The organism is Streptomyces violens (assembly GCF_000717745.1).
Classification (GTDB): domain Bacteria; phylum Actinomycetota; class Actinomycetes; order Streptomycetales; family Streptomycetaceae; genus Streptomyces; species Streptomyces violens.
Window position 1 is genome coordinate 374,286 of record NZ_JOBH01000004.1, and the last position, 22,871, is coordinate 397,156.

At 70.7% G+C, this 22,871-nt stretch carries 22 protein-coding genes; 12 read left to right on the plus strand and 10 right to left on the minus strand.

Going from position 1 to position 22,871, the window contains the following annotated elements; genetic code table 11:
* Positions 1-32: 32 nt before the first annotated feature.
* Positions 33-212: a lysine biosynthesis protein LysW gene (lysW, locus tag IF04_RS0110305; protein ID WP_030253814.1), complete on the minus strand. Its 180-nt coding sequence runs from the start codon at positions 210-212 to the stop codon at positions 33-35.
* A gap of 456 nt (positions 213-668) precedes the next feature.
* Here lysW and IF04_RS0110310 point away from each other — a divergent pair, with 456 nt between their 5' ends.
* The 5 genes from IF04_RS0110310 to IF04_RS0110330 all read left to right on the plus strand — a co-directional run bounded on the left by IF04_RS0110310 (position 669) and on the right by IF04_RS0110330 (position 5,431).
* Complete coding sequence (locus IF04_RS0110310) at positions 669-1,940, plus strand: DegT/DnrJ/EryC1/StrS family aminotransferase (protein WP_211259786.1); 1,272 nt, start codon at positions 669-671, stop codon at positions 1,938-1,940.
* A 47-nt stretch (positions 1,941-1,987) separates the two neighbouring features.
* Positions 1,988-2,860 (plus strand): transketolase, encoded by an 873-nt coding sequence (locus tag IF04_RS0110315; protein ID WP_078600106.1) that lies wholly within the window; start codon positions 1,988-1,990, stop codon positions 2,858-2,860.
* Complete coding sequence (locus IF04_RS0110320; protein ID WP_078600108.1) at positions 2,857-3,876, plus strand: transketolase family protein; 1,020 nt, start codon at positions 2,857-2,859, stop codon at positions 3,874-3,876. The genes IF04_RS0110315 and IF04_RS0110320 overlap by 4 nt, the downstream gene beginning before the upstream one ends.
* 101 nt (positions 3,877-3,977) lie before the next feature.
* Positions 3,978-4,250: an acyl carrier protein gene (locus IF04_RS0110325; protein WP_157847636.1), complete on the plus strand. Its 273-nt coding sequence runs from the start codon at positions 3,978-3,980 to the stop codon at positions 4,248-4,250.
* Entirely contained in the window at positions 4,247-5,431 is a 1,185-nt protein-coding gene (locus IF04_RS0110330; protein WP_030253824.1) for an acyltransferase family protein, read from the plus strand. Before IF04_RS0110325 ends, IF04_RS0110330 begins: the two co-directional genes overlap by 4 nt.
* Before the next feature lie 101 nt (positions 5,432-5,532).
* Here IF04_RS0110330 and IF04_RS0110335 read toward each other — a convergent pair whose 3' ends face one another.
* Entirely contained in the window at positions 5,533-5,931 is a 399-nt protein-coding gene (locus tag IF04_RS0110335; RefSeq protein WP_030253826.1) for a PaaI family thioesterase, read from the minus strand.
* A gap of 96 nt (positions 5,932-6,027) precedes the next feature.
* Entirely contained in the window at positions 6,028-6,525 is a 498-nt protein-coding gene (locus IF04_RS0110340; RefSeq protein WP_030253828.1) for a hypothetical protein, read from the minus strand.
* Between the two features lie 246 nt (positions 6,526-6,771).
* Between IF04_RS0110340 and cysC the strand changes: the two genes are divergently transcribed.
* From cysC to IF04_RS0110355, 3 genes are read left to right on the plus strand one after another with little or no spacing between them, the layout of a single operon-like run.
* The gene (cysC, locus tag IF04_RS0110345) at positions 6,772-7,332 is read left to right on the plus strand and encodes an adenylyl-sulfate kinase (RefSeq protein ID WP_030253830.1); all 561 of its coding nucleotides are present in this window, start codon (positions 6,772-6,774) and stop codon (positions 7,330-7,332) included.
* Positions 7,329-8,249, plus strand: a complete 921-nt coding sequence (gene cysD, locus IF04_RS0110350) for a sulfate adenylyltransferase subunit CysD (protein ID WP_030253832.1) — start codon at positions 7,329-7,331, stop codon at positions 8,247-8,249. The genes cysC and cysD overlap by 4 nt, the downstream gene beginning before the upstream one ends.
* Positions 8,250-8,251: 2 nt before the next feature.
* Positions 8,252-9,532, plus strand: coding sequence for a sulfate adenylyltransferase subunit 1 (locus IF04_RS0110355; RefSeq protein ID WP_051831013.1), 1,281 nt, complete (start codon positions 8,252-8,254; stop codon positions 9,530-9,532).
* A 93-nt stretch (positions 9,533-9,625) separates the two neighbouring features.
* Here the strand turns inward: IF04_RS0110355 and IF04_RS0110360 are convergent, their stop codons facing one another.
* A complete protein-coding gene (locus IF04_RS0110360; protein ID WP_030253837.1) occupies positions 9,626-11,803 on the minus strand; it encodes an alpha-galactosidase in 2,178 nt (725 codons plus the stop codon).
* Between the two features lie 244 nt (positions 11,804-12,047).
* Between IF04_RS0110360 and IF04_RS0110365 the strand changes: the two genes are divergently transcribed.
* The 3 genes from IF04_RS0110365 (at position 12,048) to IF04_RS0110375 (ending at position 15,256) form a co-directional block, all read left to right on the plus strand.
* A complete protein-coding gene (locus IF04_RS0110365) occupies positions 12,048-13,223 on the plus strand; it encodes an ROK family transcriptional regulator (RefSeq protein WP_037958890.1) in 1,176 nt (391 codons plus the stop codon).
* Positions 13,224-13,323: 100 nt separating this feature from the next.
* Entirely contained in the window at positions 13,324-14,469 is a 1,146-nt protein-coding gene (gene dgoD / locus IF04_RS0110370; protein ID WP_030253841.1) for a galactonate dehydratase, read from the plus strand.
* Between the two features lie 67 nt (positions 14,470-14,536).
* Positions 14,537-15,256 (plus strand): FadR/GntR family transcriptional regulator, encoded by a 720-nt coding sequence (locus IF04_RS0110375; RefSeq protein WP_030253843.1) that lies wholly within the window; start codon positions 14,537-14,539, stop codon positions 15,254-15,256.
* A gap of 53 nt (positions 15,257-15,309) precedes the next feature.
* On the opposite strand, the gene IF04_RS0110380 is transcribed toward IF04_RS0110375, so the two are convergent.
* The 6 genes from IF04_RS0110380 to IF04_RS0110405 all read right to left on the minus strand — a co-directional run bounded on the left by IF04_RS0110380 (position 15,310) and on the right by IF04_RS0110405 (position 21,437).
* Positions 15,310-16,293, minus strand: a complete 984-nt coding sequence (locus IF04_RS0110380; RefSeq protein WP_030253845.1) for a fumarylacetoacetate hydrolase family protein — start codon at positions 16,291-16,293, stop codon at positions 15,310-15,312.
* A 91-nt stretch (positions 16,294-16,384) separates the two neighbouring features.
* Positions 16,385-17,323, minus strand: a complete 939-nt coding sequence (locus IF04_RS0110385) for a VOC family protein (RefSeq protein WP_030253847.1) — start codon at positions 17,321-17,323, stop codon at positions 16,385-16,387.
* Between the two features lie 13 nt (positions 17,324-17,336).
* Positions 17,337-18,335, minus strand: a complete 999-nt coding sequence (locus IF04_RS0110390; protein ID WP_030253850.1) for an amidohydrolase family protein — start codon at positions 18,333-18,335, stop codon at positions 17,337-17,339.
* Positions 18,332-19,462 carry an FAD-dependent oxidoreductase gene (locus IF04_RS0110395; protein WP_030253853.1) on the minus strand — a complete coding sequence of 377 codons (1,131 nt, stop codon included), beginning with the start codon at positions 19,460-19,462 and terminating at the stop codon, positions 18,332-18,334. Before IF04_RS0110395 ends, IF04_RS0110390 begins: the two co-directional genes overlap by 4 nt.
* Positions 19,463-19,485: 23 nt before the next feature.
* Entirely contained in the window at positions 19,486-20,448 is a 963-nt protein-coding gene (locus tag IF04_RS0110400) for a cyclase family protein (protein ID WP_030253855.1), read from the minus strand.
* Complete coding sequence (locus tag IF04_RS0110405; protein WP_030253857.1) at positions 20,445-21,437, minus strand: fumarylacetoacetate hydrolase family protein; 993 nt, start codon at positions 21,435-21,437, stop codon at positions 20,445-20,447. Before IF04_RS0110405 ends, IF04_RS0110400 begins: the two co-directional genes overlap by 4 nt.
* 133 nt (positions 21,438-21,570) lie before the next feature.
* Between IF04_RS0110405 and IF04_RS0110410 the strand changes: the two genes are divergently transcribed.
* The gene (locus tag IF04_RS0110410) at positions 21,571-22,485 is read left to right on the plus strand and encodes a LysR family transcriptional regulator (RefSeq protein ID WP_030253859.1); all 915 of its coding nucleotides are present in this window, start codon (positions 21,571-21,573) and stop codon (positions 22,483-22,485) included.
* Positions 22,486-22,871 lie beyond the last annotated feature (386 nt).

Below are 22,871 nucleotides of genomic sequence, written 5' to 3' on the forward strand. Positions count from 1 at the left end.
CCCAGTTGGCGAAAGAAACGTGCGGGCCGGGTCTATTCGCCCCAGTCCTCTTCGACTTCGGGGGCCATGGCCAGCACCACCGGTCCGGTCGCCACGACTTCGAGTTCGCTGGAGCAGTGCCGGCAGATCACGATCTCGGCCGCCAGCACGTCTTCACGCACGTTCACCGAGCCCCCGCACTCGGGGCACTGCACGCTGAGTGCAGTAGTCATGTGTTGCCTCCTGAAGATTGTGTGACTACTCTCTGGAGAACTCTGCAGAAGCTAACACATGCTGCACAAGGGCACACCTCCTGGAGATCGGGTTCGGGGCCAATTCTCGTGAGCCACGGCATCGTTCACCCGCGGTACCGGCAGGAGCGAACGCACGTATCCAAGTCGGTGACTCCCCGCGGCCGCGCCGCGCGGAATCACCGAAGAAGCAGGTGGGAGGCCCTGCGAGTGGAGATCGAGGTGGGGGAGCCGGGGAGCGGCACCACACAGTCCGCAGACATCGCCGCGCCGGCCGGGCAACAGCGCGACGACGGATACACAGACGGTGCCCCCGATGCAGACTCTGCATCGGGGGACACGGAACAACGGGGCACCGGACAGCGCAGTGCGGAAGAGGCGGAAGAGCCGAGGCAACAGTCTTCGCACGAACTGGCCCTGCTCGGCGGGGAACGGGCCGTGCCGAGGGACACCCCCGGCGGCACCTGGCCGGTGGTCACCCCGGAGGACGAACAGGCCGTGCTGCGCGTACTGCGCAGCGGACGGCTGAACGCCGCGTCGCCGGGAGAGACGGAGGTCCCCGCCCTGGAGCGGGCCTGGGCCGAGGCCACCGGAACCCGGCACTGCGTCGCCGTGGCCTCCGGCACCGCAGCGCTGCATCTGGCCCTGCGCGGCTGCGGGATCGGCCCCGGTGACGAGGTGATCGTCCCGGCCCTGACCATGAACGCCACCGCGCACGCCGTGTACGCGACGGGCGCCACCCCGGTGTTCGCCGACGTGGAACCCGGCACCTACACCCTGGACCCGGAGGCCGTCGCCGCTGTCGCCGGGCCGCGCACCGCGGCGCTGCTGCCGGTCCATCTGCACGGGCTGCCCGCCGACATGCCGGGGCTGCGACGGGTGGCCGACCGGCTGGGCGTACCGCTCGTGGAAGACGCGGCGCAGGCGCACGGCGCGCTGCTCGACGGTCGGCGGGCCGGGGCGCTGGGCCGGGCCGGCTGCTTCAGCCTGCACCCCCACAAGAACCTGCCGTCCTGCGGCGAGGGCGGGCTCATCACCACCGACGACGACGGTCTGTACGAGCAGTTGGTCCGACTGCGCAATTTCGGCGAGCGGGCACCGGAGTCGACGGGTACGCGCACCTACATCTCCCATCAGGCCGCACTCAATGCCCGTATGGCCCCCGTCGCTGCGGCGTTCACCCGCTCCCAGTTGGCCCGCTTCGACGAAGACGCCCGCAGGCGTGAACCGGGCATCCGCGAACTGGTCGGCCGGCTCGACCGGTTGCCCGGGCTGCGCGGACCGCGGATTCCGGCCGGGCGCACCCACGCCTGGCACATCCTGCGCCTCATGCCCGAGCCGGACGAGCTGGATCTCAAGCCGGAACACCGCACCGGCCTGCGTGCCGCCCTGCACCGGATGCTGCGGGCCGAAGGAGTGCCGGTCTCCCAGTACCAGGTCGCCCCGCTGCCCGCGCACCCCGCGTTCCGCCCCGCAGGGCTGTCCGACAGCGCCGCCCTGGACCAGGTGGCCGAGCGCTTTCCGGTGACCACCGCCGTGGTGGACGGCTCGCTCTGCCTCCAGCGCCGGCACCTGGACCCGGCCGCCGGGCCGCTGCTGCGGCACTACGCCGACGCCTTCGAGAAGACCTGGCGCCACCTCGACCTGGTCCGCCGCATGGCCGTCGCGCGCCCCGCCCCCGGCTGGCGGGAGATGCTGCGCAAAGGCTGACCGCCGGACCGACGAACTCCCCGACCACCACCACGAAGGGAACAGACATGGCCGCGCCGCCACCGACCGCCCACGCGCCCGCCGGGCCTGTGGACCCCGCGCCCGCGGACCCCGACCTCCCCGGGGAGGCGGCGCCCGACCCGGCGGCGATGGCCCTGCGGATCCGCCAGGACGTGATCCGGATGGCCGGCGGCCCCGAAGGCGCGCACACCGGGGGCAGCCTGTCCTGCGCCGACGTGCTGGCCGTCCTGTACGCACAACTGCTGCGCCCGGGCGACTCGTTCGTCCTCAGTAAGGGCCATGCCGCACCCGCGCTGTACAGTGCGCTGGCCCAGCTCGGCCGGATCCCGGCCGACGAGCTGGACGGTTTCGCCCGGCCCGGCAGCAGGCTGTTCGGGCATCCGCCGTACGACCTGCCCGGTGTCGAGTTCGCCACCGGCTCGCTGGGCCATGGGCTGGGGCTGTCGGTGGGGCTCGCACTGGCCGAGCGGCTGCGCGGCGGCGACCGGCACGTCTACACGTTGCTGGGCGACGGCGAGCTCCAGGAGGGCAGTGTCTGGGAAGCCGCGCTGCTCGCCGGGCACCGCCAACTGTCCGGTCTGGTAGCGGTGGTGGACCGCAACGGACTCCAGATCACCGGGGGCACCGAGGAGTGTGTGGGTCTGGAGCCGCTGGACGCCAAGTTCGCGGCCTTCGGCTGGCACGTGCGTACGGTCGACGGGCACGACCTGTCCGCGCTGCCCGAGGCACTGAGCCCCTCCCCGGCCGGTCCCGTCGCGGTGATCGCCCGGACCGTGAAGGGCCGCGGGGTGCCGTTCCTGGAAAGCCGGGTCGCCGGACACTACACCAAGCTCAAGCCGGCACTGGTGCGCCGCGCCCTGGGCGCACTCGGCCAACCGGCCGCCGGAGGTGCACAGTGAGCAGCACACCGACCGTCCAGGACACCGGCCCGTCCGCACCGCACGCGGGGGAGAGCGCGGGGCCGGCCATCGGCCCGGACCCCCGGGCCGCCTACCGGGAGGCCCTGCTGGAGCTGGCCGCCGAAGACCCCCGTGTGGTCTGTGTGGACTCCGATACCGGCGGCCTGGAGTCCGTCTTCGGCGAGCGGTTCCCGGAGCGCTACATCAATGTCGGGATCGCGGAGGCGAACCTGATGACGGTCGCCGCCGGACTCGCCCGGCGCGGCTTCGTCCCGTACGTGCACACGATGGCCGGCTTCGCCGCGCTGCGCGCCGGTGAATTCCTCAAGCTCGACGTGGTCGGCAACCAGCTCCCCGTACGGGTGATCGCCACCCACGCGGGGCTGGCCGCCGCCCACTTCGGCACCAGCCACTTCGCCCTGGAGGACCTGGCAGTGGTGCGTGCCCTGGCCGAGCTGACCGTCGTCGTACCGGGCGACGGCCGCCAGATCGGCGCGGCCACCCGGCAACTGCACGCCCTGCCGGGCCCCGGATATCTGCGGCTGGGCCGTTCGGCCACACCCGAACCGCCCGGCCCGGTGCCCGAGTTCCGGCTCGGCCGGGCCCGGGTGCTGCGCGAGGGCGCGGACATCACGCTGGTCGCGGCCGGGCCGCTGCCGCTGCTGTTCGTCCTGGAAGCGGCCGCGGAGCTGGCCCGCGAAGGGTACGAAGCGCACGTCCTCGACCTGCACACACTGCATCCGCTGGACCGGGACGGGCTGCTCGCCGCATGCCGCGGCCGGGCCGGGGTGGTGACCGTCGAGGAGCACCGCCCGCAGGGCGGCATGGGCGACGCGGTCGCCGAGGTGGTCGCGGCCGAACTGACCGTGCCGCTGCGCCGGCTCGCCGTACGGGGCCGTGTGGGCACCCGGGTCGCCACCCAGCGGGACGCACTGGAGGCGCACGGAGTGAGTACCGCCGAGGTGGTCGAGGCCGCCCGGCAGTTGCTCACCCGGGCGGCAGGACCGGCCGGCTGACGTGCCGGGCCGGACAGCACGCACGCCCGGGCCCACAGGCCGAAGGAACCAACGAGAACCGGCGCGGCACGGTGCCGCCGCCCAACGATGAGGGGATGACGATGGCCGACCCGGCTCTGGTCCACGACGAGGACCGAATCCGCTATGTGCAGAGCGTCTACCGGCGGGTGCTCAAGCTGGAACAGGAGGTGACCCCGGAGGACGACTTCTTCGCGCTCGGTGGCACCTCGCTGACCGCCGTCGAGGTGATCGACTTGATCGAGGCCGAACAGGGCCTCCGCCTGCCGGTGCGCAACTTCTACCGGTCCACCGCCATCCGTGAGCTGGCCGGCGAACTCGCCCCCGCCCCCGCCGAATCCAACAGGGAAGCGTGAGCGTGCAGAGACAGCGCACCGTTCCGAGAGACACCCTGCCCGTCACCACGCTCGACGTCCCCCGGGACCGGAAACTGGACTCCCTCACGGGACTGCGCTTCATTGCCGCGTTCATGGTGGTGCTCTCGCACGTGGGCACGAACCTGCTGCCGCGGGTCGCGCCGGACCAGATACCCCTGCTCCTGGTTCTCCATGAACTCGGCGCCGTCGGCGTGTCGTTCTTCTTCATCCTGAGCGGATTCGTCCTGACGTGGGTCGCCCAGGACAACGACACCGTGGGCCGGTTCTGGCGGCGGCGATTCTTCAAGATCTATCCGAACCATGTGGTGACGTTCCTCGCCGCGTGCTTGCTCGCGGCGGCTGCCGGCCACGCCCTGTCGGGCCGCGACACGCTCGCGACGCTGTTCCTGGTGCATTCCTGGATCCCGAGCCAGCAGCTCCAGTTCAACCTGTGGTCCAACACCCCGACCTGGTCACTCGCCTGTGAGCTGCTGTTCTACCTGGCCTTTCCGGTACTGCTGACGCTGTTGCGGAAAATCCGCCCCGAGCGGCTGTGGCCGGCGTTCTGCGGTGTGTACGCCGCGATCTGGGCCGTCCCGCTGGTGGCCGCGGTGCTGCCGAAGTCCGGCGAGATCCACCGGGGCACCGGCCAACCCTGGGAGGCCATGTGGTTCATGACCTTCTTCCCGCCCGCGCGCATGCTGGAGTTCCTGCTGGGCATCGTGATGGCGCTGATCGTCATCCACAAGCGCTGGTTCCGGCTGCCGCTCCCCGTGGCGCTGCTGCTGCCGGTGGTGCCGCTCGTGGCCACGGCCATGCTGCCGGGCAACCTCGGCTTCGTGGTGCTCACGGCCGTGCCGCTGGGCTTCCTGGTCGCGTCGGCCGCCAACGCCGACATCACGGGCCGGGGCAGCTTCTTCAGCAGCCGGATCATGGTGTTCCTGGGCGAGATTTCCTTCGCCCTGTATCTGGTGCACTGGCTGGTCGTGGCCTACGGCTGGATCGGCCGTACCTCGCCGGCCTGGGGCGCCCCGCCGGGCGGCCCCGCGTCCTGGCCGCACGTACTGACGCTGGCGGTGCTGACCATCGGGACCAGCCTGGTGCTGGCCTGGCTGCTGTACGCCTTGGTGGAGCGCCCGGTCATGCGGCGCTGGAGCCGCTCCGCCCGTCCGCGCGAGTGACGGGCCGCGTTCCGGTGGGAAAGCCGTCGGCCCGGACGCGGGGCGTGCTCCGCTTCCGGGCCGCTCGGCGGCTCGGGGCCCAGGTCTGCACTCCGGCCGGTTCAGCGCAGGTTCTGCAGCCTGACCTGGCCGTGGGCGACCAGACGGCCCGTCGCGTCCACCGTCTCCACCGCCCAGACCTGCTGGGTGGCGCCGCGGTGGATCGGCAGCGCGGTCGAGGTGAGCCGGCCGTTGGCCACGGTCACCGGGGCGAAGAAGTCGGTGGAATTGCTGGTCCCGACCACGGTGCCCCGGTCACCGAGCCAGCGCGCTGCGGCCACGCTGGCCACGGACTCGACCACCGCGCAGTGCACCCCGCCGTGCAGGATGCCGTGCGGCTGGAGCAGGTCCCCCCGCGCCGACCAGCCGGCCACCACCTGGTCGGGGCCGATCCGCTCGAACTCCAGGCCCAGATGGTCGACGTAGGGTCCGAAACGCTGCTCCGTCTTTTCCGTTGTCATGTGACGAGTATTTCAGGAAAACACCGACTCATGCAGAGTCTGTACCAGGAGGCTACGAACGACGGTGCGCGGCCGCTCACCGCACCCGGCTGCTGCTCACAGCACGCCGCCGCGTCGCAGCCGGTCCACCCATGCCTGGGCGGTGTATCGGGGGACGTCGAAGTGCCGGGCGACCTGGCCCACGCTGCCGCTGCGGCGGAAGACGTCCGCCACCAGTTCGGCGTCCGGCATCCGCCGGTACGGCCGCTCGGTCCTGGCGCCGCGGGTCTCCCGCGCGGACTCGGCGGACCGGCCCGGCAGTTCACCGACCTTCTGATAGGTGGTCTTCGGCGACGGCTCCGCGGCGGGCAGTACTCCCGTGACGGCAGTGCCCAGCCACTGGATGAGTCCATCGAAGTCGATCGAGCGTACGACGTTGGCGGACAGGGCGCCGTCCTTCGGTGCCATGACCGACACCTCCACGACCTGTGGAGCAAGGTCCTCATCGATCCGGACCCGCGAGGAAATGGTCGTCCGTGCTCTCTCGTCCGCCGGGTTCTCCGCCACGATCGTGACGGAATAACTGGTCTCTGCGTACTTCGGATCGATGTTCATGGAGATCGCCTGATTCTGTTGCGTGTCTCGGCCTGCCGGGCAACAATGTCGTCTGCGGCATGTCGAGTGGAGCAGTCTTTTCTGCATACTACTCGTTGCGAGAACTTGTTGAGAGCTGCACCAAGTGCGATACGTCACTGCTTCCGCGCAGCGAACGACGCGTACGTATCGGGTCACGCCGAAGGCAATACAACTGTCCTCACTCCTCGGTCAGTGGCATCGACCTGAAATGAGGTTCAACCGACCATGGTGGTTCACCCCGGACCGTGTGACTGCGGTGTGACCGTACTGCTGACCGGACTGCCCAGCGCGGGCAAGTCGACCCTCGCGCACCTCGTGGCCGAGCCGCTGCGCCACGACGGATACCGCGTCGAGGTGCTGGACGGCGACGAGATGCGCAAGACCCTGACGGCGGACCTCGGCTACAGCCGCGAGGACCGGCACCAGAACCTGGGACGCATCGGTCTGATGGCCGAGGTTCTCGCCCGCAACGGCGTGCTCGTCCTCGTCCCGGTCGTCGCTCCGTATGCCGACAGCCGCGACGCGATACGACAGCGGCACAGTGAGAGTGGCACCGCCTTTTTGGAAGTCCATGTGGCCACACCCGTCGAAGTCTGCGCGCAGCGCGACGTGAAGGGCCTCTACGCGAAACAGCGGGCCGGCGAACTCACCGGCCTGACCGGCGTGGACGACCCGTACGAAATCCCCGAGAAGCCGGATCTCGTCATTCCGGCACACGGGCAGCCGGCCGCGGAGTCGGCAGCGGCGCTGCGGGATCTGCTCGTCGAGCGACGGTTCGTCGCGTGACGGCCACGAGCCCGCATCCGAACCTCACCCTCGGACATCTGGACGTACTGGAGTCCGAGGCGGTGCACATCCTCCGGGAGGTGGCGGGGGAGTTCGAGAATCCGGTGCTGCTCTTCTCGGGAGGCAAGGACTCGATCGTGATGCTGCACCTGGCGCTGAAGGCGTTCGCGCCCGCGCCGGTGCCGTTCTCCCTCCTGCACGTGGACACCGGGCACAACTTCCCCGAGGTGATCGACTACCGGGACCGGGTGGTGGCCGCGCATGGATTGCAGCTTCATGTGGCGCTCGTACAGGACTATCTCGACAGGGGTGTGCTGCGCGAGCGGCCGGACGGTACGCGTAACCCGCTCCAGACGGTGCCGCTCACCGAGAAGGTCAGGACCGAGCGGTTCGACGCGGTCCTGGGCGGCGGGCGCCGGGACGAGGAGAAGGCGCGGGCGAAGGAACGGGTGTTCTCGTTGCGGGACGAGTTCTCGCAGTGGGACCCGCGCCGGCAGCGGCCGGAGCTGTGGAACCTGTACAACGGCCGGCACGCCCCGGGCGAGCACGTGCGCGTCTTCCCGCTGTCGAACTTCACGGAGCTGGACATCTGGCAGTACATCGCGCGGGAAGGCATCGAGCTGCCGTCGATCTACTACGCGCACAAGCGCGAGGTGTTCGCCCGGGACGGCATGTGGCTGGCGCCGGGGGAGTGGGGCGGTCCCAAGGACGGCGAGACGGTCGAGTGCCGCCGGGTGCGCTACCGCACGGTGGGGGACATGTCCTGCACCGGCGCGGTGGAATCCGACGCCGACACGATCGAGAAGGTCATCGCCGAGGTCGCGACGTCCCGGCTGACCGAGCGCGGGGCGACCCGCGCCGATGACCGGCTCTCGGAGGCCGCGATGGAGGACCGCAAGCGCGAGGGGTACTTCTAGACATGGGCAGCACCACTGACCAGCCGTCCGCCACCACACTGCTGCGGTTCGCCACCGCCGGCTCGGTGGACGACGGCAAATCCACCTTCGTCGGCCGGCTTCTGCACGACTCCAAGTCGATCCTCGCCGATCAACTGCAGGCAGTGGAACGCGCCTCGACCGCCCGCGGCCGGCAGGGCCTCGACCTGGCCCTGCTGACCGACGGGCTGCGGGCGGAGCGGGAACAGGGCATCACCATCGATGTCGCCTACCGCTACTTCGCCACGCCCCGGCGGCGGTTCATCCTCGCCGACACCCCGGGCCACGTGCAGTACACCCGCAACATGGTCACCGGCGCCTCGACCGCCGAGCTGGCCGTGGTGCTGGTCGACGCCCGTAACGGCGTCGTCGAGCAGACCCGCCGGCACGCCGCTATCGCCGCGCTGCTGCGCGTCCCGCACGTGGTCCTCGCGGTCAACAAGATGGACCTGGTGGACTACCAGGAGTCGGTCTTCGCGGCCATCGCCGAGGAGTTCACCACCTACGCGGCCTCGCTGGGTGTACCGGAGATCACCGCGGTCCCGATCTCGGCGCTGGCCGGCGACAACGTGGTGACGCCGTCCGCCCACATGGACTGGTACGGCGGCCCGACCGTCCTGGAGCACCTGGAGACGGTCCCGGTCGTCGCCGACCCGTCCGAGGAACCGGCGCGCTTTCCGGTGCAGTACGTCATCCGGCCGCAGACCGTCGAGCTACCCGACTACCGGGGCTATGCGGGCCAGATCGCAGCCGGTGTGTTCCGGGTGGGCGATGCGGTCACCGTCCTGCCGTCCGGCCGTACGACGAAGGTCACCGGGATCGACCTGCTGGGAAGGCCCGTCGAGGCGGCCCGGGCCCCGCAGTCGGTGACCCTGCTGCTGGCGGACGACATCGACATCTCCCGGGGCGACCTGCTGGTCCCGGCCGACAACCCGCCGGCGATCAGCCAGGACGTCGAGGCGACGGTGTGCCATGTGGCGGAGACTCCGCTGACCCCCGGACAGCGCGTACTGCTCAAGCAGACGACGCGCACGGTACAGGCCATCGTCAAGGAGATCCCCTCCAGGCTGGCCCTCGACGACCTCTCCCAGCACCCGGCGCCGGGCGAGCTGGCTGCCAACGACATCGGCCGCGTCGTGCTCCGCACCGCCGCGCCTCTCCCGTTGGACACCTACGCCACCTGCCGCCGCACCGGTTCCTTCCTCCTCATCGACCCCATCGACGGCACCACCCTCACGGCGGCCATGACTGTCCAGTCCGGCTGATCCGACCGCAAAAGAAGATCTGCACGAGACGTTGACGCACCTGCCTGCCGACCCTGTGTTCCTGGCCGGCTGCCGGAGCGGTACCGGGTGACGTCAGACGCGGCGGGCCTCGATGAGGACCAGCCGCTCCGGGTACAGCGCGGGGGCCTGGACGCCGGCGGTGCTCAGCACCCGTCCGGTCAGCTCCACCCCCTTGTCGCCGTGCCACCAGGGGAGTGGTGAGTCGGTGGGACCCTCGGGGCGGTCTCCGGGCGGCAGCGGGGAGAGGCGGTAGACCGCGTCGGGGGCGAGGCCGGGCAGGCGGACGCGCCCGGGCGGGGACTGCACGCTCGTGGCCGTCTGCACCACGGCATAGACGGCACGGGACCGGTCGGGCGCCACGACGCCGTGCAGCCACAGGGCCGGGTCGGGGTGGTCGGCGTGGACGACGGTGCCCGAATGCAACAGGGGCCGCAGCCGCTTGTACGCCGAAACCCACTCCGCGAGGCGGGCGCGCTCCTCGGCCGGGGCGAGGGTGAGGTCCCATTCGATGCCGAAGTGGCCGAACAGGGCCGTTCCGGCGCGGAAGTCGAGGGTGTGGGCGCGGCCGGTCGTATGGGCGACGGGGGAGGCGACGTGAGCGCCGAGGAGCTCGGGCGGCAGCAGGAGGCCGGTCCAGCGCTGGATCTGCTGGCGTTCCAGCGCATCGATGCAGTCGCTGGTCCACACCCGGTCGGTGCGTTCCAGGATGCCCAGGTCGATGCGTCCGCCGCCGGAGGAGCAGGACTCGATCTCCAGGCCGGGGTGGCGCGTGCGCAGTTCGTCGATCAGCCGGTACACCGCACCGGTCTGGGCGTGGACGCCGGCCGTCCCGCGCGGACTGTGTCCGGCCTCGACCAGGTCCCGGTTGTGGTCCCACTTGATGTAGCCGATGCGGTACTCGGTGACCAGGGCGTCCAGGCGCTCCAGGAGGTAGCCGTACGCCGCCGGGTGGCCGAGGTCGAGGACCTGCTGGTGGCGGGCGGTCGGCGGGGTGCGTCCGCCCGTGGCCATGATCCACTCGGGGTGGGCGCGGGCGAGGTCGGAGTCGGCGTTGACCATCTCCGGCTCGAACCAGAGGCCGAACTCCATGCCAAGCGCGTGCACATGGTCCACCAACGGATGCAGCCCATCGGGCCAGACGCCCTTGTCCACGTACCAGTCACCGAGCCCTGCGGTGTCGTCCCGGCGTCCCGTGAACCAGCCGTCGTCGAGGACGAAGCGTTCCGCGCCGACCTCGGCCGCCGCGTCGGCGAGTGCCTTCAGCTTGTCCAGGTCCTGCTGGAAGTAGACGGCTTCCCAGGTGTTGAGCGTGACCGGGCGGGGCGTGCGGGGGTGCTGCGATCGGTCCCGCAGGTAGCCGTGGAAGCGCCCGGCCAGTTCGTCGAGCCCGTGTCCGTACGCACCGTAGATCCACGGGGAGGCGTAGCACTCGCCCGCGGCGAGCCGGACCTCACCGGGCAGCAGTGCTTCGCCGCCGCCGAGCAGGCGCACCCCCGCGGGGGTGCGCTCGGCCAGCGAGCGATGGTTTCCGCTCCAGGCGACGTGCAGTCCCCACACCTCGCCGGTGCGGAAACCGAACCCGCTCTCACCCGCGACGTGCACGAGCGTCGCGTCGAGTCCGGTGCGGCCCCGCCGGTTCTCCCGCAGATGCGTGCCGATGGTGAACTCGTGGCGCTGCGGGGCGCGTTCGCGCAGATGCCGACCGGTGAGGTCGAGCAGTTCGGTGGCCTGGCCGGGGACGGGGAAGGTCAGGAGCAGGCCGGCCACGGTGTACGGGCGATCGCTGTCGTTGGTGAGCGTGGCCCGCTGCCGTACGAGTCCCGACGCGGTGACCTCGATCTCCAGGCACAACGCGAGTTCCGCCTGGCTGTCGATGGCGTCCACGACCAGGCGGTGCCGTACCGGGCCGTCGCTGTCGCCGTGGTTGTCGCCGGCGCCGCGCCGGACGGACCGGACGGTGAAGGCGGTGGAGAAGTCCGCCCCGTCCCGGTGCCCCGTGAGGCCGGGCGTGCCGAGCCAGCCGGCGGACTGCTGCGGCAGCACGCTGACCGGTACCGGCTCGTCGAGTGAGCTCGACATGACCTGTGCCGCTTCGGTGCGGACCAGTGTGGCCAGCGCGTCGCCGGTGAGTTCACCGAGATCCGCGCCCCAGTGGACGACCCGGGGGAGCAGGCCGCTGGTGCAGTCCAGGACGAGGCTCATGCCTGCGGCGCGGAAGTGGAGACGGTGGTCATGGAGATGCTCGGACATACGAGATCCCTTGGAAAGGAGTGAGGGCGTCCAACACCCTTGACGGGGCAGGCGAGTGAGTCGCCGACTCGACATTTACTTTCATCGCGGAAGTCTTGCTTCGTCAACCCCGGGAAACGCTCGCTTTTCGCCGGGGAAACGACCGTCCTCGCGACCTATTGATTTCGCGACGGAACCATTAGAGGGTGCATGGGATGATGAACCCCGCACGACGCCCGTCTCTACTCCCTGCGGAGACCACCCGGTGGATGCCACGTCTGCTCCGTCGACCCCGCTCGCCGGAGCCGGTCGCGCCGTCGCCCTGGAAGTGCTGCTGCGCGGGCCGGTCACTCGCAGCGAGATAGCCCGCCGTCTGTCCATGTCGGCCGGTAGTCTCACCCGGCTCGCCAATCCCCTCGTTGACAGCGGTCTGCTCGTGGAGGTGGACGCCGATCATGGTCAGGCCGGACACGAGGCCCGGACGGGGCGCCGGTCCCGGCCGCTGGACATCAACGCCGCGGCCCACCACTTCATCGGCGCCAAGGTGACCGGCGACGATGTCCACGCCGTCCTCACAACGCTGCGTGCCGAGGTCGTCGGCTCCGCCCGAAAGCCGCTGCCCGGCCGTGACCCGGCCTCCGTCGTGGCGACCATCGCCGAACTGATCGGCGAACTCACCGCAGAGGGCCCGCGCATCAGCAGGGTCGGAGTCAGCCTCGGCGGACGCGTCGCGCACCACACGACCGTCACGGCCGCGCCGTTCCTGGAGTGGTCCGAGGACGTCCCCCTCGGCAGCCTTCTCGCTGACGCCCTCGGCCTCCCCGTCACCGTCGACAACGACCTGCTGGCACTGACCCGGGCCGAGCACTGGTTCGGCACCGCCCGCGGCCACGACCGCTTCGCGGTCCTCACCATCGGCGCCGGCGTGGGCTACGGCCTGGTCATGCACGACACCGTCGTCGACAGTCCGGACGTCGGCGTCGGACTGCTGGGGCACTGCCCCCTCGACCCGATGGGGCCGCTCTGCCCGAACGGGCACCGAGGCTGCGCCACGGCCATGCTGTCGCGGCCTTCCATCTGTGCCGCCGTCTCCGTCGGGTTGCGCCGCTCGGTGACCTACGACGAGTGCCTCGATCTCGCCGCGCACGGTGACCCGGTCGCCGCACCGGTCATCACCGCAGCCGGACGCGCCCTCGGCCGTCTCCTCGCCGCGGTCGCCAACTTCACGCTGGTGCAGAAGATCGTGCTCACGGGGGAAGGAGTGCGCCTGGCCGAGGTGGCCCGTACCGCTGTCGAGGAGGCCGTACGAGCCGACCGCGACCCCAGCACCGCCCCGCTCGAACTCGACGTCCAGCACAGCGACTTCGCGTACTGGGCCCGCGGCGCGGCGGCCACCGCCATCCAGGCACACGTCCTGGAGGAGACGCCCGCGGTGGGCTGAGACCGTGCTGACCTCGAACGCAGCACCTGCTTGGCCTCGCCGATTAATTCATATTTAATAGTGGTGTCGGATCCTCCCCCGTGATTCCTTCAGGAGCCCCATGAAGATCACCCGTGTTGAGACCTTCGCCGTGCCGCCGCGCTGGCTGCTGTGCCGGATCGAGACCGACGACGGGCACGTCGGCTGGGGTGAGCCGGTGGTCGAGGGCCGGGCGGCGACCGTGCGCACCGCCGTGGGGGAGCTGACCGAGCAGTTCCTGATCGGCGCGGACCCGCTGCGGATCGAGGACCTGTGGCAGCAGATGACCAAGGGCTCCTTCTACCGTGGCGGCCCGGTGCTCTCCTCCGCCGTCGCCGGGCTCGACCAAGCGCTGTGGGACATCGCGGGCAAGCACTACGGCGCGCCCGTGCACCAGTTGCTCGGTGGCCCCGTCCGCGAGAAGGTCCGGGCGTACAGCTGGGTGGGCGGCGACGAGCCCGCCGAGCTGCGTGACCACGTGCAGCAGCAGGTCGAGGCCGGTTTCACGGCGGTGAAGATGAACGCGAGCGGCCGGATGAACCGGCTCGCCACCGTACGGGACATCCAGGGCATCGTCGACCGCGCGGAGACCGCCCGCGACGTGCTCGGCCCGGACGGCGACTTCGCCGTCGACTTCCACGGCCGCTTCACCGCGGCGAACGCCCGCAAGGTGCTGCCCCACCTGGCCCCGTACAACCCGCTGTTCGCCGAGGAGCCGCTGCTGCCGGAGTACCCGCACCTGCTCGCCGACCTCGTCTCCGCCTCCCCGGTGCCGATCGCCACGGGCGAGCGTCTCTACTCCCGTACCGACGTGCTGCCGGCGCTCCAAGCCGGGGTCGCCGTGCTCCAGCCGGACCTCTCGCACGCCGGCGGGATCTCCGAGACCCGCCGTATCGCCGCGCTCGCCGAGACCTTCGACGTGCCGGTCGCTCCGCACTGCCCCCTCGGTCCCGTCTCCTTGGCGGCCAGCCTCCAGATCGCCTTCTGCACTCCGAACTTCCTCATCCAGGAACAGAGCATCGGCATCCACTACAACACCGGCGCCGAGGTGCTGGACTACGTCGTGGACAAGGAAACCTTCCGCTTCCACGACGGGCACCTGGCCCGCCCCACCGCACCGGGCCTCGGCATCACGGTGGACGAGCGCGCCGTGCGTGCCGCGGACGGATACGACGCCTGGCGCAACCCCGCCTGGCGGCACCCCGACGGATCGTTCGCCGAATGGTGACCGCCGCCTGCTCCCCGCACCCGCCCCTTACCACCTGGAGCGCCGTAAGGGTGAGGGAGCAGCACACATGACGTCATACGCAGGCCGGGGTGTGCACGGCCAGGTCGTCGAACGTCTCGGCTACCGCATAGTCTCCGGAGAGGTGCCGGAGGGTGCCACGCTCGATCCGCGGGAGATGGCAGCGGAGTTGGACATCAGCCTCACGGTGATCCGTGAGACGTTGAAGGTTCTGGCGGGCAAGGGACTGGTCGCGGCGCGGCAGAAGCGTGGGACTTTCGTCCGCCCGCGCGGTGAATGGAACATGCTCGACGCGGACGTCATCCGCTGGCGCGTAGCGGGCGGCAAGGGTGAAGCGCTGCTGCGCGACTTCGCCGAGCTGCGGGCCATCATCGAACCCGCCGCGGTACGCCACGCCGCCGAACGCCGTACGGACGCGGACCTGGCTGCTCTGGAGCGGGCGCTGACGGCCATGGGGGAGGCCGGTGACGACACCGGCGCTGCCGCGGCAGCGGACGCCGCGTTCCACCGCGCCCTGCTCACTGCCTCGGGGAACGAGATGCTGACTCGGCTCGACCAGCTCATGGAGCCGGTGCTGCGTGCCCGTGACGGCATCGTGCACGCGCCGCACGGTGTGGCCGACGATCCGGTGCCCAGTCACCGCGCAGTGCTCGAAGCCATCCGGGAACGTGACGCGGACCGCGCTTCCGCCGCCATGGTCTACCTGCTGGCCAAGTCCGTCGCGGACTTCGACCGCGCCGTACGGAGTGCCTCCCGCCCCGGGGAGTGAGTTCACGACGCAGGCGCCCGGAGGCATGAGCGCCACCGAAGCCGAGGCCCTGGTCACGGCCGCTCCCGGTGGCGACGCCGGCCGGCCGGCAGTGGTACGGGATCGGAGCCGGGGACGACGGTGTTGGCGACGGTACCGATGCCCTCGGCCGTGAGGGTGACGGTGTCGCCCGGCTTCAGCGGCGGTGGGATCGGTTCGCCGCGCCTGCCCCACAGTTCGGCCAGGCAGCCGCCGTTGCCGCAGGTGCCGGAGCCCAGGACGTCGCCCGGCACGACGCGGGTGCCGCGGGAGGCGTAGGCGACCATTTCCTCGAAGGTCCAGCTCATGTGGGACAGCAGGTCCTCCCCGACGGTCTCGCCGTTGATCTCGGCGGTCAGGGCCAGGCGCAGGAAGCCCTCGGCGTCCCGGTAGGGCTCCAGCTCGTCGGCGGTGACCAGGTACGGGCCGAGGGTGGTGGCGGTGTCCTTGCCCTTGCACGGGCCGAGGCCGACCTTCATCTCGGCGGACTGCAGGTCGCGCGCCGACCAGTCGTTGAAGACGGTGTAGCCGATGATGTGGTCGCGCGCCTGCTCCGGGGTGAGGTCGCTGCCCTCGCGACCGATGACGGCACCCACTTCGAGCTCGAAGTCCAAGGCGGCGGACCCGGGCGGCACGGGGACGTCGTCGTACGGGCCGTAGATGGCGTGCGGATTGGTGAAGTAGAAGGTCGGCGCCGCGTACCACTGCTCGGGCACCCCGGCGACCCCGTCGACGGCACGGCGGACGCCCTCGACGTGTTCCTCGAAGGTGACGAAGTCCCGTACGGACGAGGGCTGGAGGGGTGGCAGCAGTCGTACCTGGGAGACGTGCGGGCCGGGCGGCGCGTCGAGTGCGGCGGCGCCGGCGTCGAGCAGAGCGGGTAGGCCCTCGCCGGAGCGGATCAGTTCGGTGAGGGACCGGCCTCCGGGTACGGGATGGAGGGTGCCGTCCTCTCCGACGACGGCGGCACAGGGCTGTTGCTGGTGTGCGTGTGCGTGTATGTAGGCGGCGAAGCGCACGGGGGGCCTCCTGGTGCTGGGACGGACCGGGGGCGCGGACTGCCGGCGTCAGGGCGTTGACAGGCCGCCGCGCCCCCGGAACTCGGTGTGGTCAGACCGGCGGGGCGACGAAGCAGCCGCGGTCGGGGTCGTTGAAGGACTCCTTGGCGACCAGTTCGTTCATGGGGTTGGCGGTACCCCACTGGTCGGTGACCTCGGGCTGGGAGAAGTCGTAGACGTGCGGGTGCCAGGTGTCCTCGTCGAGGTTCTCCAGCTCGGTGGTGTACTCGATGGTGTTGCCGTGCGGGTCGAGGAAGTACGTGAAGGTGTTGTCACCCGCCATGTGCCGCCCGGGGCCCCAGATCTTGCGGTACCCGGCCCGCATGACGCGCCCGGAGCCGCGCATGTACTCGTCCAGGCCGCGCATCTCGAAGGAGACGTGGTGCAGGGCGGTGTGCGGCCCCTGCGCGATGGCCATCGAGTGGTGCTGGTTGGAGATCCGCATGAAGTGCATGACCTCGCCCATGTGCGGCGAGCTGAGCGTGTCGGAGAGGCGGAAGCCGAGATGGCGCTCGTACCACTCCCGAGTCCGGTTCAGGTCGGGGGAGTTGAGAACGACGTGGGAGAGCTTGACCGGGATGGCCTCCTTCTCCTCGATCTTGCGGTGCTGCCGGACCTCGACGTCGGCGGAGACCTCGATGGTGCGGCCGTCGACGTCGAAGAAGCGGAAGCCGTAGCCACCGCCGGGGGTGTCCACCTTCCCCGGATGAGTCACCAACTGGACGCCGCCCGCGAGGAGTTGCTCGGCGAGGGTGTCGACGTCGGCCGGGGACGCGGCACCGTAGGAGACGAGGTCGAGACGCTTCTCCCCGGCCTTGCGCAGCCGGACGACGTACTGCTCGGGGGAGCCCTCGGCGGCGAGGAAGGAGATGCCGGAGTCCTCGGCGACCTTGGTCAGGCCCCAGACACCGGAGTAGAAGTCGAGCTGCTTGTCGTAGTCGGGCACGGCGAGGTCGACGTGCCGCAGGTGGGTGAGCAGACGTGCGCTCATGGTTTTTGCCTCCTCAGACGAGGTCGAGCAGGGTTGCTGCATTGCCGCCGCGGACGGCGTGGAAGTCGGGTTCGGACAGCTGGGCGGCGCGCAGTGCGCCGAGCGGGTCCTCGGTGCCCATGTCGAAGGGGAAGTCGGAGCCGAGCAGTACCCGGTCGGGCCCGGCGGCCCGGATCAGTTCCCGCAGGACGTGGGGATCGTGGACGAGGGAGTCGAAGTACAGCCGCTTCAGGTAGCTGCTGGGCGGGTGGGCGCAGCCGGCGCGTGCGTCGGAGCGGGCGGCCCAGGCGTGGTCGGAGCGGCCGATATGGGTGGGCAGGTAGCCGCCCCCGTGTGCGGCGACGATCTTCAGGTCCGGGTGCCGGTCCAGTACGCCGGAGAAGATGAGGTGGGAGAGGGCCACGGCGTTCTCCGTCGGCTGGCCGACCGTGTTGGACAGGTACCACTGGTCCAGCCGCTCGTCGAGCGTGCACCCGAAGGGGTGCAGGAACAGGAGGGCGCCGGTCTCCTCGGCCCGCGTCCACAGCGGCTCGTACACCGGGTCGGACAGCTCCCGGCCGGGTGCGTGGCTGGAGATCTCCACTCCCAGCAGGCCCCGTCGCAGCGCGTCGTCCAGGGCCTCGACGGCCTGCCCGGGGTGTTGCAGTGGTACGAGGCCCAGTCCCCGCAGCCGTTCCGGAGCCGCCGCGCAGTGCGCCGCCGTGGCCTCGTTGGCGAGCCGGTAGACCTTCTCGGCCGTCTCCTCGTCCGCCCAGTAGTGGTAGTGCGACGGGGACGGGCTGACCAGCTGGACGTCCACGCCCTGCGCGTCCATCGCGGCCAGGCGCACGGCCACGTCGGTCAGCTTGGGGACGCGGTCGCGCACCATGGGCCCGCTGACGGCGAGTGCCGCGGGGCCGTTGCGCCGGGCGTCCAGCGCCTTCGCCTCGGCGAGGCCGGGCCGGCCGGCCACCAGGGCCTCGATATCGGGCAGCAGGACGTGGGCGTGCACGTCCACGGTGGGCGGAGTCATGGCGCTTCCTTGAGCAGGGGCATGGTGCGGGCCATCACCCCTGGCACATCGGCGTTGCGGACGCCGTCCAGCTGCCACTGTCCGATCTGCACCGACGCGTCCACGACCGCCCGCACCCGCGGGATGCGCCGGTCGTAGTACGCCTGGAACAGCGCGTCGTCCCACTGCTCGGCACCGGTCAGCAGCTCGGCCAGGACGAGGGCGTCCTCCAGGGACATGGCCGCGCCCTGGGCGAGGGTGGGCGGACAGCAGTGGGCGGCGTCACCGGCCAGTACCACGCGGCCGCGGTGCCAGGAGCCCTCCACCAGCATGCGGTCGAACCAGGTGTAGTTGACCTTCGCCGGATCGGTGATGTGCGCGGTGATCTCCGGCCAGAAACCACCGTAGGCGGAGGCGAGGCGCCGCATCTCGTCCGCGTAGGTCTCGGGCGGTATCGAGGCGCGGTCGCGATTCGCCTCGACGACGTACGCGTAGAGGGTGGTGTCACTGGTGGGGCAGTAACCCGCGATGTAGGCCGGGCCGCCGTAGGCGAGGTCGGTGCGGGTCACTCCCGCCGGGCGGGGTGCGGCGATGCGCCAGATGGCCATGCCGGTCGGTTCGGGCTTGTCGGTGATGCCGATCGCGGCGCGGGTCGCGGAGCCGATGCCATCGGCGGCGATCACCACGTCGTAGCGGCCGGTCGTGCCGTCGCTGAAGCGTACGGACACGCCCTGCGCGTCCTGGTCCAGGCTCTCGGCCCTGGTACCCAGGCGCACCGATGCCCCGCTCGCGCGCACGGCGTCGATCAGGATCTGCTGGAGCCGGGGGCGCTGCATGCCGACGGTGGCGGGCAGATCGTCACCGCCGGTGCGCAGATCGCTCTGCTCGTGCAGGACGGTGCCGTCGGGAGCGGTGATCCCGGCAGCGTCGAAGCCGTAGCCGGACGCCTTCACCTGTTCCCACACGCCCAGTTCACGCAGCACGCGCAGCGCGTTCCCCTGGAGGGTGATGCCCGATCCGGCGGTGGCGTTCCAGTCGTGTTTGGCCTCGACCAGGTCGACGGCGATACCGGCCCGGCGCAGCAGGACCGTCACGGCGTTACCGGCCGCGCCGCCGCCGACGACGAGGACGGTACGGGACTGTGTCATGGATAACTTCCTTGTACTTCGCGCTACTTGACGGCGATCGGGCTGACGGGGGAGCCGACCGCGCCGGTGATGGGCAGGGGCGCGGCAGTGAGCCAGAACTCGTACACACCGTCGGCCGCGCAGTCCGCGGCGAGTGCGTCCAGGTCCCACATCTCACCGATCAGCAGGCCGATGTTGGGGATGGCGACCTGGTGCAGCGGCTGGAACGCGTCCTCGAACTCGTTGGGCCGCACCTCGAAGCCCCAGGTGTCGGTGGCGATCGCGGCGATCTCGGTGCGGTGCAGCCAGCCCGCGGTGGTGAACGACAGGCCGGGGGCCGGGCCGCCGGCGTAGTCACCCCACCCCTCGCGGCGGACCCGGGCGAGCTGCCCGGTGCGTACCAGGACGATGTCGCCGCGTCCCACGGTCACACCTTGGGCCTCGGCAGTCGCCGTCAGGTGGTCCTCGGTGATGGCGAACCCGTCGGGCAGCTCTCCGTCGGTGCCGATCGCCCGGCCCGCGTCCAGCAGCACCCCGCGCCCCGCGACGTACGGAGCCATGTGCTCGATGCCGGTGACCAGGTCGCCGTCGGAGGTGACGGTCTGCGCGGCGTCCCGGCCGTTCCACGCCTTGCCGTGGTCGAAGATGTGCCCGAGCCCGTCCCACTGGGTGGAGCACTGGAGCGGCATGGCGATCACGTCGTCGGCGCCGCCGAGGCCGTGCGGGAAGCCCTGGTGGCCCGCGGCGGCATCGGTGCCGGTGTCGAGCATGGTGTGCACCGGGTTGGTGCGCCGCCGCCAGCCCTTCTGCGGGCCGTTCATGTCGAAGCGCTGGGACAGGGAGAAGCTGACACCCCGTCGGACGAGGCCGGCCCCTGCACGGCGCTTGGCCTCGTCGAGGAAGTTGAGGGTGCCGAGCACATCGTCCTCGCCCCAACGGCCCCAATTGGAGTACGCCTTGGCGGCTCGGGCTATCGCGCCCTCGGGATCGTTGCGGTCGAGCGTCATGACGCCTCCGCCACGCAGCGGGTGCGCTGCACGCCGAGGCCGGTGACGGACCCCTCCATGACGTCGCCGTCGCGCAGCAGCCGGCCCCAGTGCATGCCGTTGCCGGCCGGGCTGCCCGTCAGCACGAGGTCACCGGGCAGCAGCCGGGCGGTCTGCGAGGCGTACGACACCATGCGTGCCACGTCGAAGATCATGTCCTGGGTGGACTCGTCCTGCATGGTCTCGCCGTTCAGCTTCAGCGTCACCCGCAGGTCGGAGGGGTCCGCGATCGACCCGGCGGGCACGATCCACGGGCCCAGCGGGGTGAAGCCGGGCGCGTTCTTACTGCGCAGCCAGTCGGTGCCGATCTGCGGCATGTCGCGCCGGAAGACGGTGGCCCGGTCGGTGAGGTCGTTGGCGATCGTGTAACCGGCGACGTACTCCAGCGCCTCCTCGACGGACACCCGGTGGGCGGGCCTGCCGATGACGGCCGCCAACTCCAGCTCCCAGTCCGGCTTTTCCGCCCACGACGGCAGCACGACATCGTCGTACGGACCCGTGATCGCGCTCGGCAGACCGATGAACACGTACGGCAGGTCCTCCGCGGCCCGCCGGTCCATGATCTCGGCGGCCTCGGCGCGCCGCTCCTCCTCGGGACGGTCGTCACCGGGGGCGCGGTGGGCCACGTGCAGGTCGATCACATGCTGCCGGTAGTTGGCACCCGACTGGAATACCTGACGCGGAGTCACCGGCGCGTGCACCTGGAACTCTTCGAGCGGACGCCGCTCCGGTCCGGATTCGGCGACCAACTCATGCAGGCGCGGCAGCGCCTCCGCCCAGTGGTCCAGCAGCGAACGAACCGTCAGCTCCGGCTTGCCGAAGGCGGTCCGGAGGTCGATCACCTGGCTGTCCGAAGTGACGAGGGCAGGGAAAGCGGGCTCGTTCGCTGCGGACAGGGTGGCCAACGCGAAAGGTCCGGCGAAGAGCGGGGATGCGGGTGCGGGTTTCACAGACGTGTTCCTCCTGATGGTGATGTCACTAATGTGGACCCACCACCATTGATCTGGGAAATTGATTCCGTGGATGACCGGCATCCACCTCGTTTATGCTCGCTGGCAGGCGCGGCACGTAAGGGAAGTTCTCGTGAATCTGGCTCGTCTCGACATGAACCTCGTCGTTGCCCTGCGCGCCCTGCTGGAGGAGCGCAACGTCACTCATGCCGGGCAGCGCGTCGGCCTCAGCCAGCCTGCGATGAGCGCCGCCCTGGCCCGGCTTCGGCGTCATTTCGACGACGACCTGCTGGCCAGGGTCGGGGGGCACTACGAACTCACCGCTCTCGGACAGGTCCTCCTCGACCGCACCTCCACCGCCTGCGACCTGCTGGAGCGGCTTTTCAGCAGTCAGGCGGACTTCGACCCGGCCACCGAGAGCCGCGAGTTCAAGCTGGTGGGCTCCGACTACGCCGTCGCCGTGTTCGGCACCGAACTCGCGCGGGTCGTGCACGAAGAGGCCCCGGGAATCCGACTGCGCTTCACACAGCCCCCCGCCGGCGTGGTCGACGACACCGCGACACTGCTGAGTGCCACGGACGGCCTGCTCATGCCGCACGGCGTCATCAGTGACTTCTGCGCCACCGACCTCTATGAGGACCGGTGGGTCTTTCTCGTTGCCGAGGACCACCCCGACGTCGGTGACCGCCTCACCCGCGCGGACCTGGCCCGGCTGCCGTGGGTCACCTACCAGCGCACCTATGACGCACCCGCCGTCCGGCAGCTCGGCATGCTCGGCATCGAACCGCACGTCGAGGTGTCCGTCGACAGCTTCCAGACGTTGCCACTCCTGGTCGCGGGTACCCGCCGGATCGCGCTGGTGCAGGAGCGTCTGGCCAGGGCCTTCGTGGACATCGCCGCCGTGCGCGTACTGGAGCCGCCGTACGAGGCCGTCCCCTTGCGGGAGGCACTGTGGTGGCACCCGGTGCACACGCACGACGCGGCGCACATCTGGCTCCGCGAGACGGCCGTCCGTGTGGGGTCGCGGCTACCGGCCGTGGAGCAATGACAACGTTGAACGCCTCAACCGTGGGCCGGAGACCTGAGCCGCGGTCTCCGGCGAAACGGCGGGCGCCGCCCCTCCCTGGGACGGGGAGGAGCGGCGCCCGGTGATGCGGTTCCGTCAGACGAGCCAGCCCACGAAGTGGATGACGCCGGCCAGCACGTTGGTGAGGAAGTCCATCGGGTTGTTCTCCTTGTACATGGTGCATTTATGGGACACACTCCCGCTCCGGAAAGGGACTTCGGCCGGGAGCGGCGCGGTGACGGTCTGCAGCCCGTCGCTTGCGCCCCGTAAGAATCGCCTGCCTCAGGCAACCAAGGAAAGCGCTTTGGTGGCTGATCACGCGTTCTGGGGAACAACCGCTCCCGTGTTCGCGTGTTCGGGGCCTGATG

What these genes read in the sequence shown, in the direction of transcription:
- lysW (WP_030253814.1), bottom strand. Translation starts at nt 212, where the DNA reads ATGACTACTGCACTCAGCGTGCAGTGCCCCGAGTGCGGGGGCTCGGTG.
- IF04_RS0110315 (WP_078600106.1), top strand. Translation starts at nt 1,988, where the DNA reads ATGGCCGCGCCGCCACCGACCGCCCACGCGCCCGCCGGGCCTGTGGAC.
- IF04_RS0110325 (WP_157847636.1), top strand. Translation starts at nt 3,978, where the DNA reads ATGGCCGACCCGGCTCTGGTCCACGACGAGGACCGAATCCGCTATGTG.
- IF04_RS0110335 (WP_030253826.1), bottom strand. Translation starts at nt 5,931, where the DNA reads ATGACAACGGAAAAGACGGAGCAGCGTTTCGGACCCTACGTCGACCAT.
- IF04_RS0110340 (WP_030253828.1), bottom strand. Translation starts at nt 6,525, where the DNA reads ATGAACATCGATCCGAAGTACGCAGAGACCAGTTATTCCGTCACGATC.
- cysC (WP_030253830.1), top strand. Translation starts at nt 6,772, where the DNA reads ATGGTGGTTCACCCCGGACCGTGTGACTGCGGTGTGACCGTACTGCTG.
- IF04_RS0110355 (WP_051831013.1), top strand. Translation starts at nt 8,252, where the DNA reads ATGGGCAGCACCACTGACCAGCCGTCCGCCACCACACTGCTGCGGTTC.
- IF04_RS0110360 (WP_030253837.1), bottom strand. Translation starts at nt 11,803, where the DNA reads ATGTCCGAGCATCTCCATGACCACCGTCTCCACTTCCGCGCCGCAGGC.
- dgoD (WP_030253841.1), top strand. Translation starts at nt 13,324, where the DNA reads ATGAAGATCACCCGTGTTGAGACCTTCGCCGTGCCGCCGCGCTGGCTG.
- IF04_RS0110375 (WP_030253843.1), top strand. Translation starts at nt 14,537, where the DNA reads ATGACGTCATACGCAGGCCGGGGTGTGCACGGCCAGGTCGTCGAACGT.
- IF04_RS0110385 (WP_030253847.1), bottom strand. Translation starts at nt 17,323, where the DNA reads ATGAGCGCACGTCTGCTCACCCACCTGCGGCACGTCGACCTCGCCGTG.
- IF04_RS0110390 (WP_030253850.1), bottom strand. Translation starts at nt 18,335, where the DNA reads ATGACTCCGCCCACCGTGGACGTGCACGCCCACGTCCTGCTGCCCGAT.
- IF04_RS0110395 (WP_030253853.1), bottom strand. Translation starts at nt 19,462, where the DNA reads ATGACACAGTCCCGTACCGTCCTCGTCGTCGGCGGCGGCGCGGCCGGT.
- IF04_RS0110400 (WP_030253855.1), bottom strand. Translation starts at nt 20,448, where the DNA reads ATGACGCTCGACCGCAACGATCCCGAGGGCGCGATAGCCCGAGCCGCC.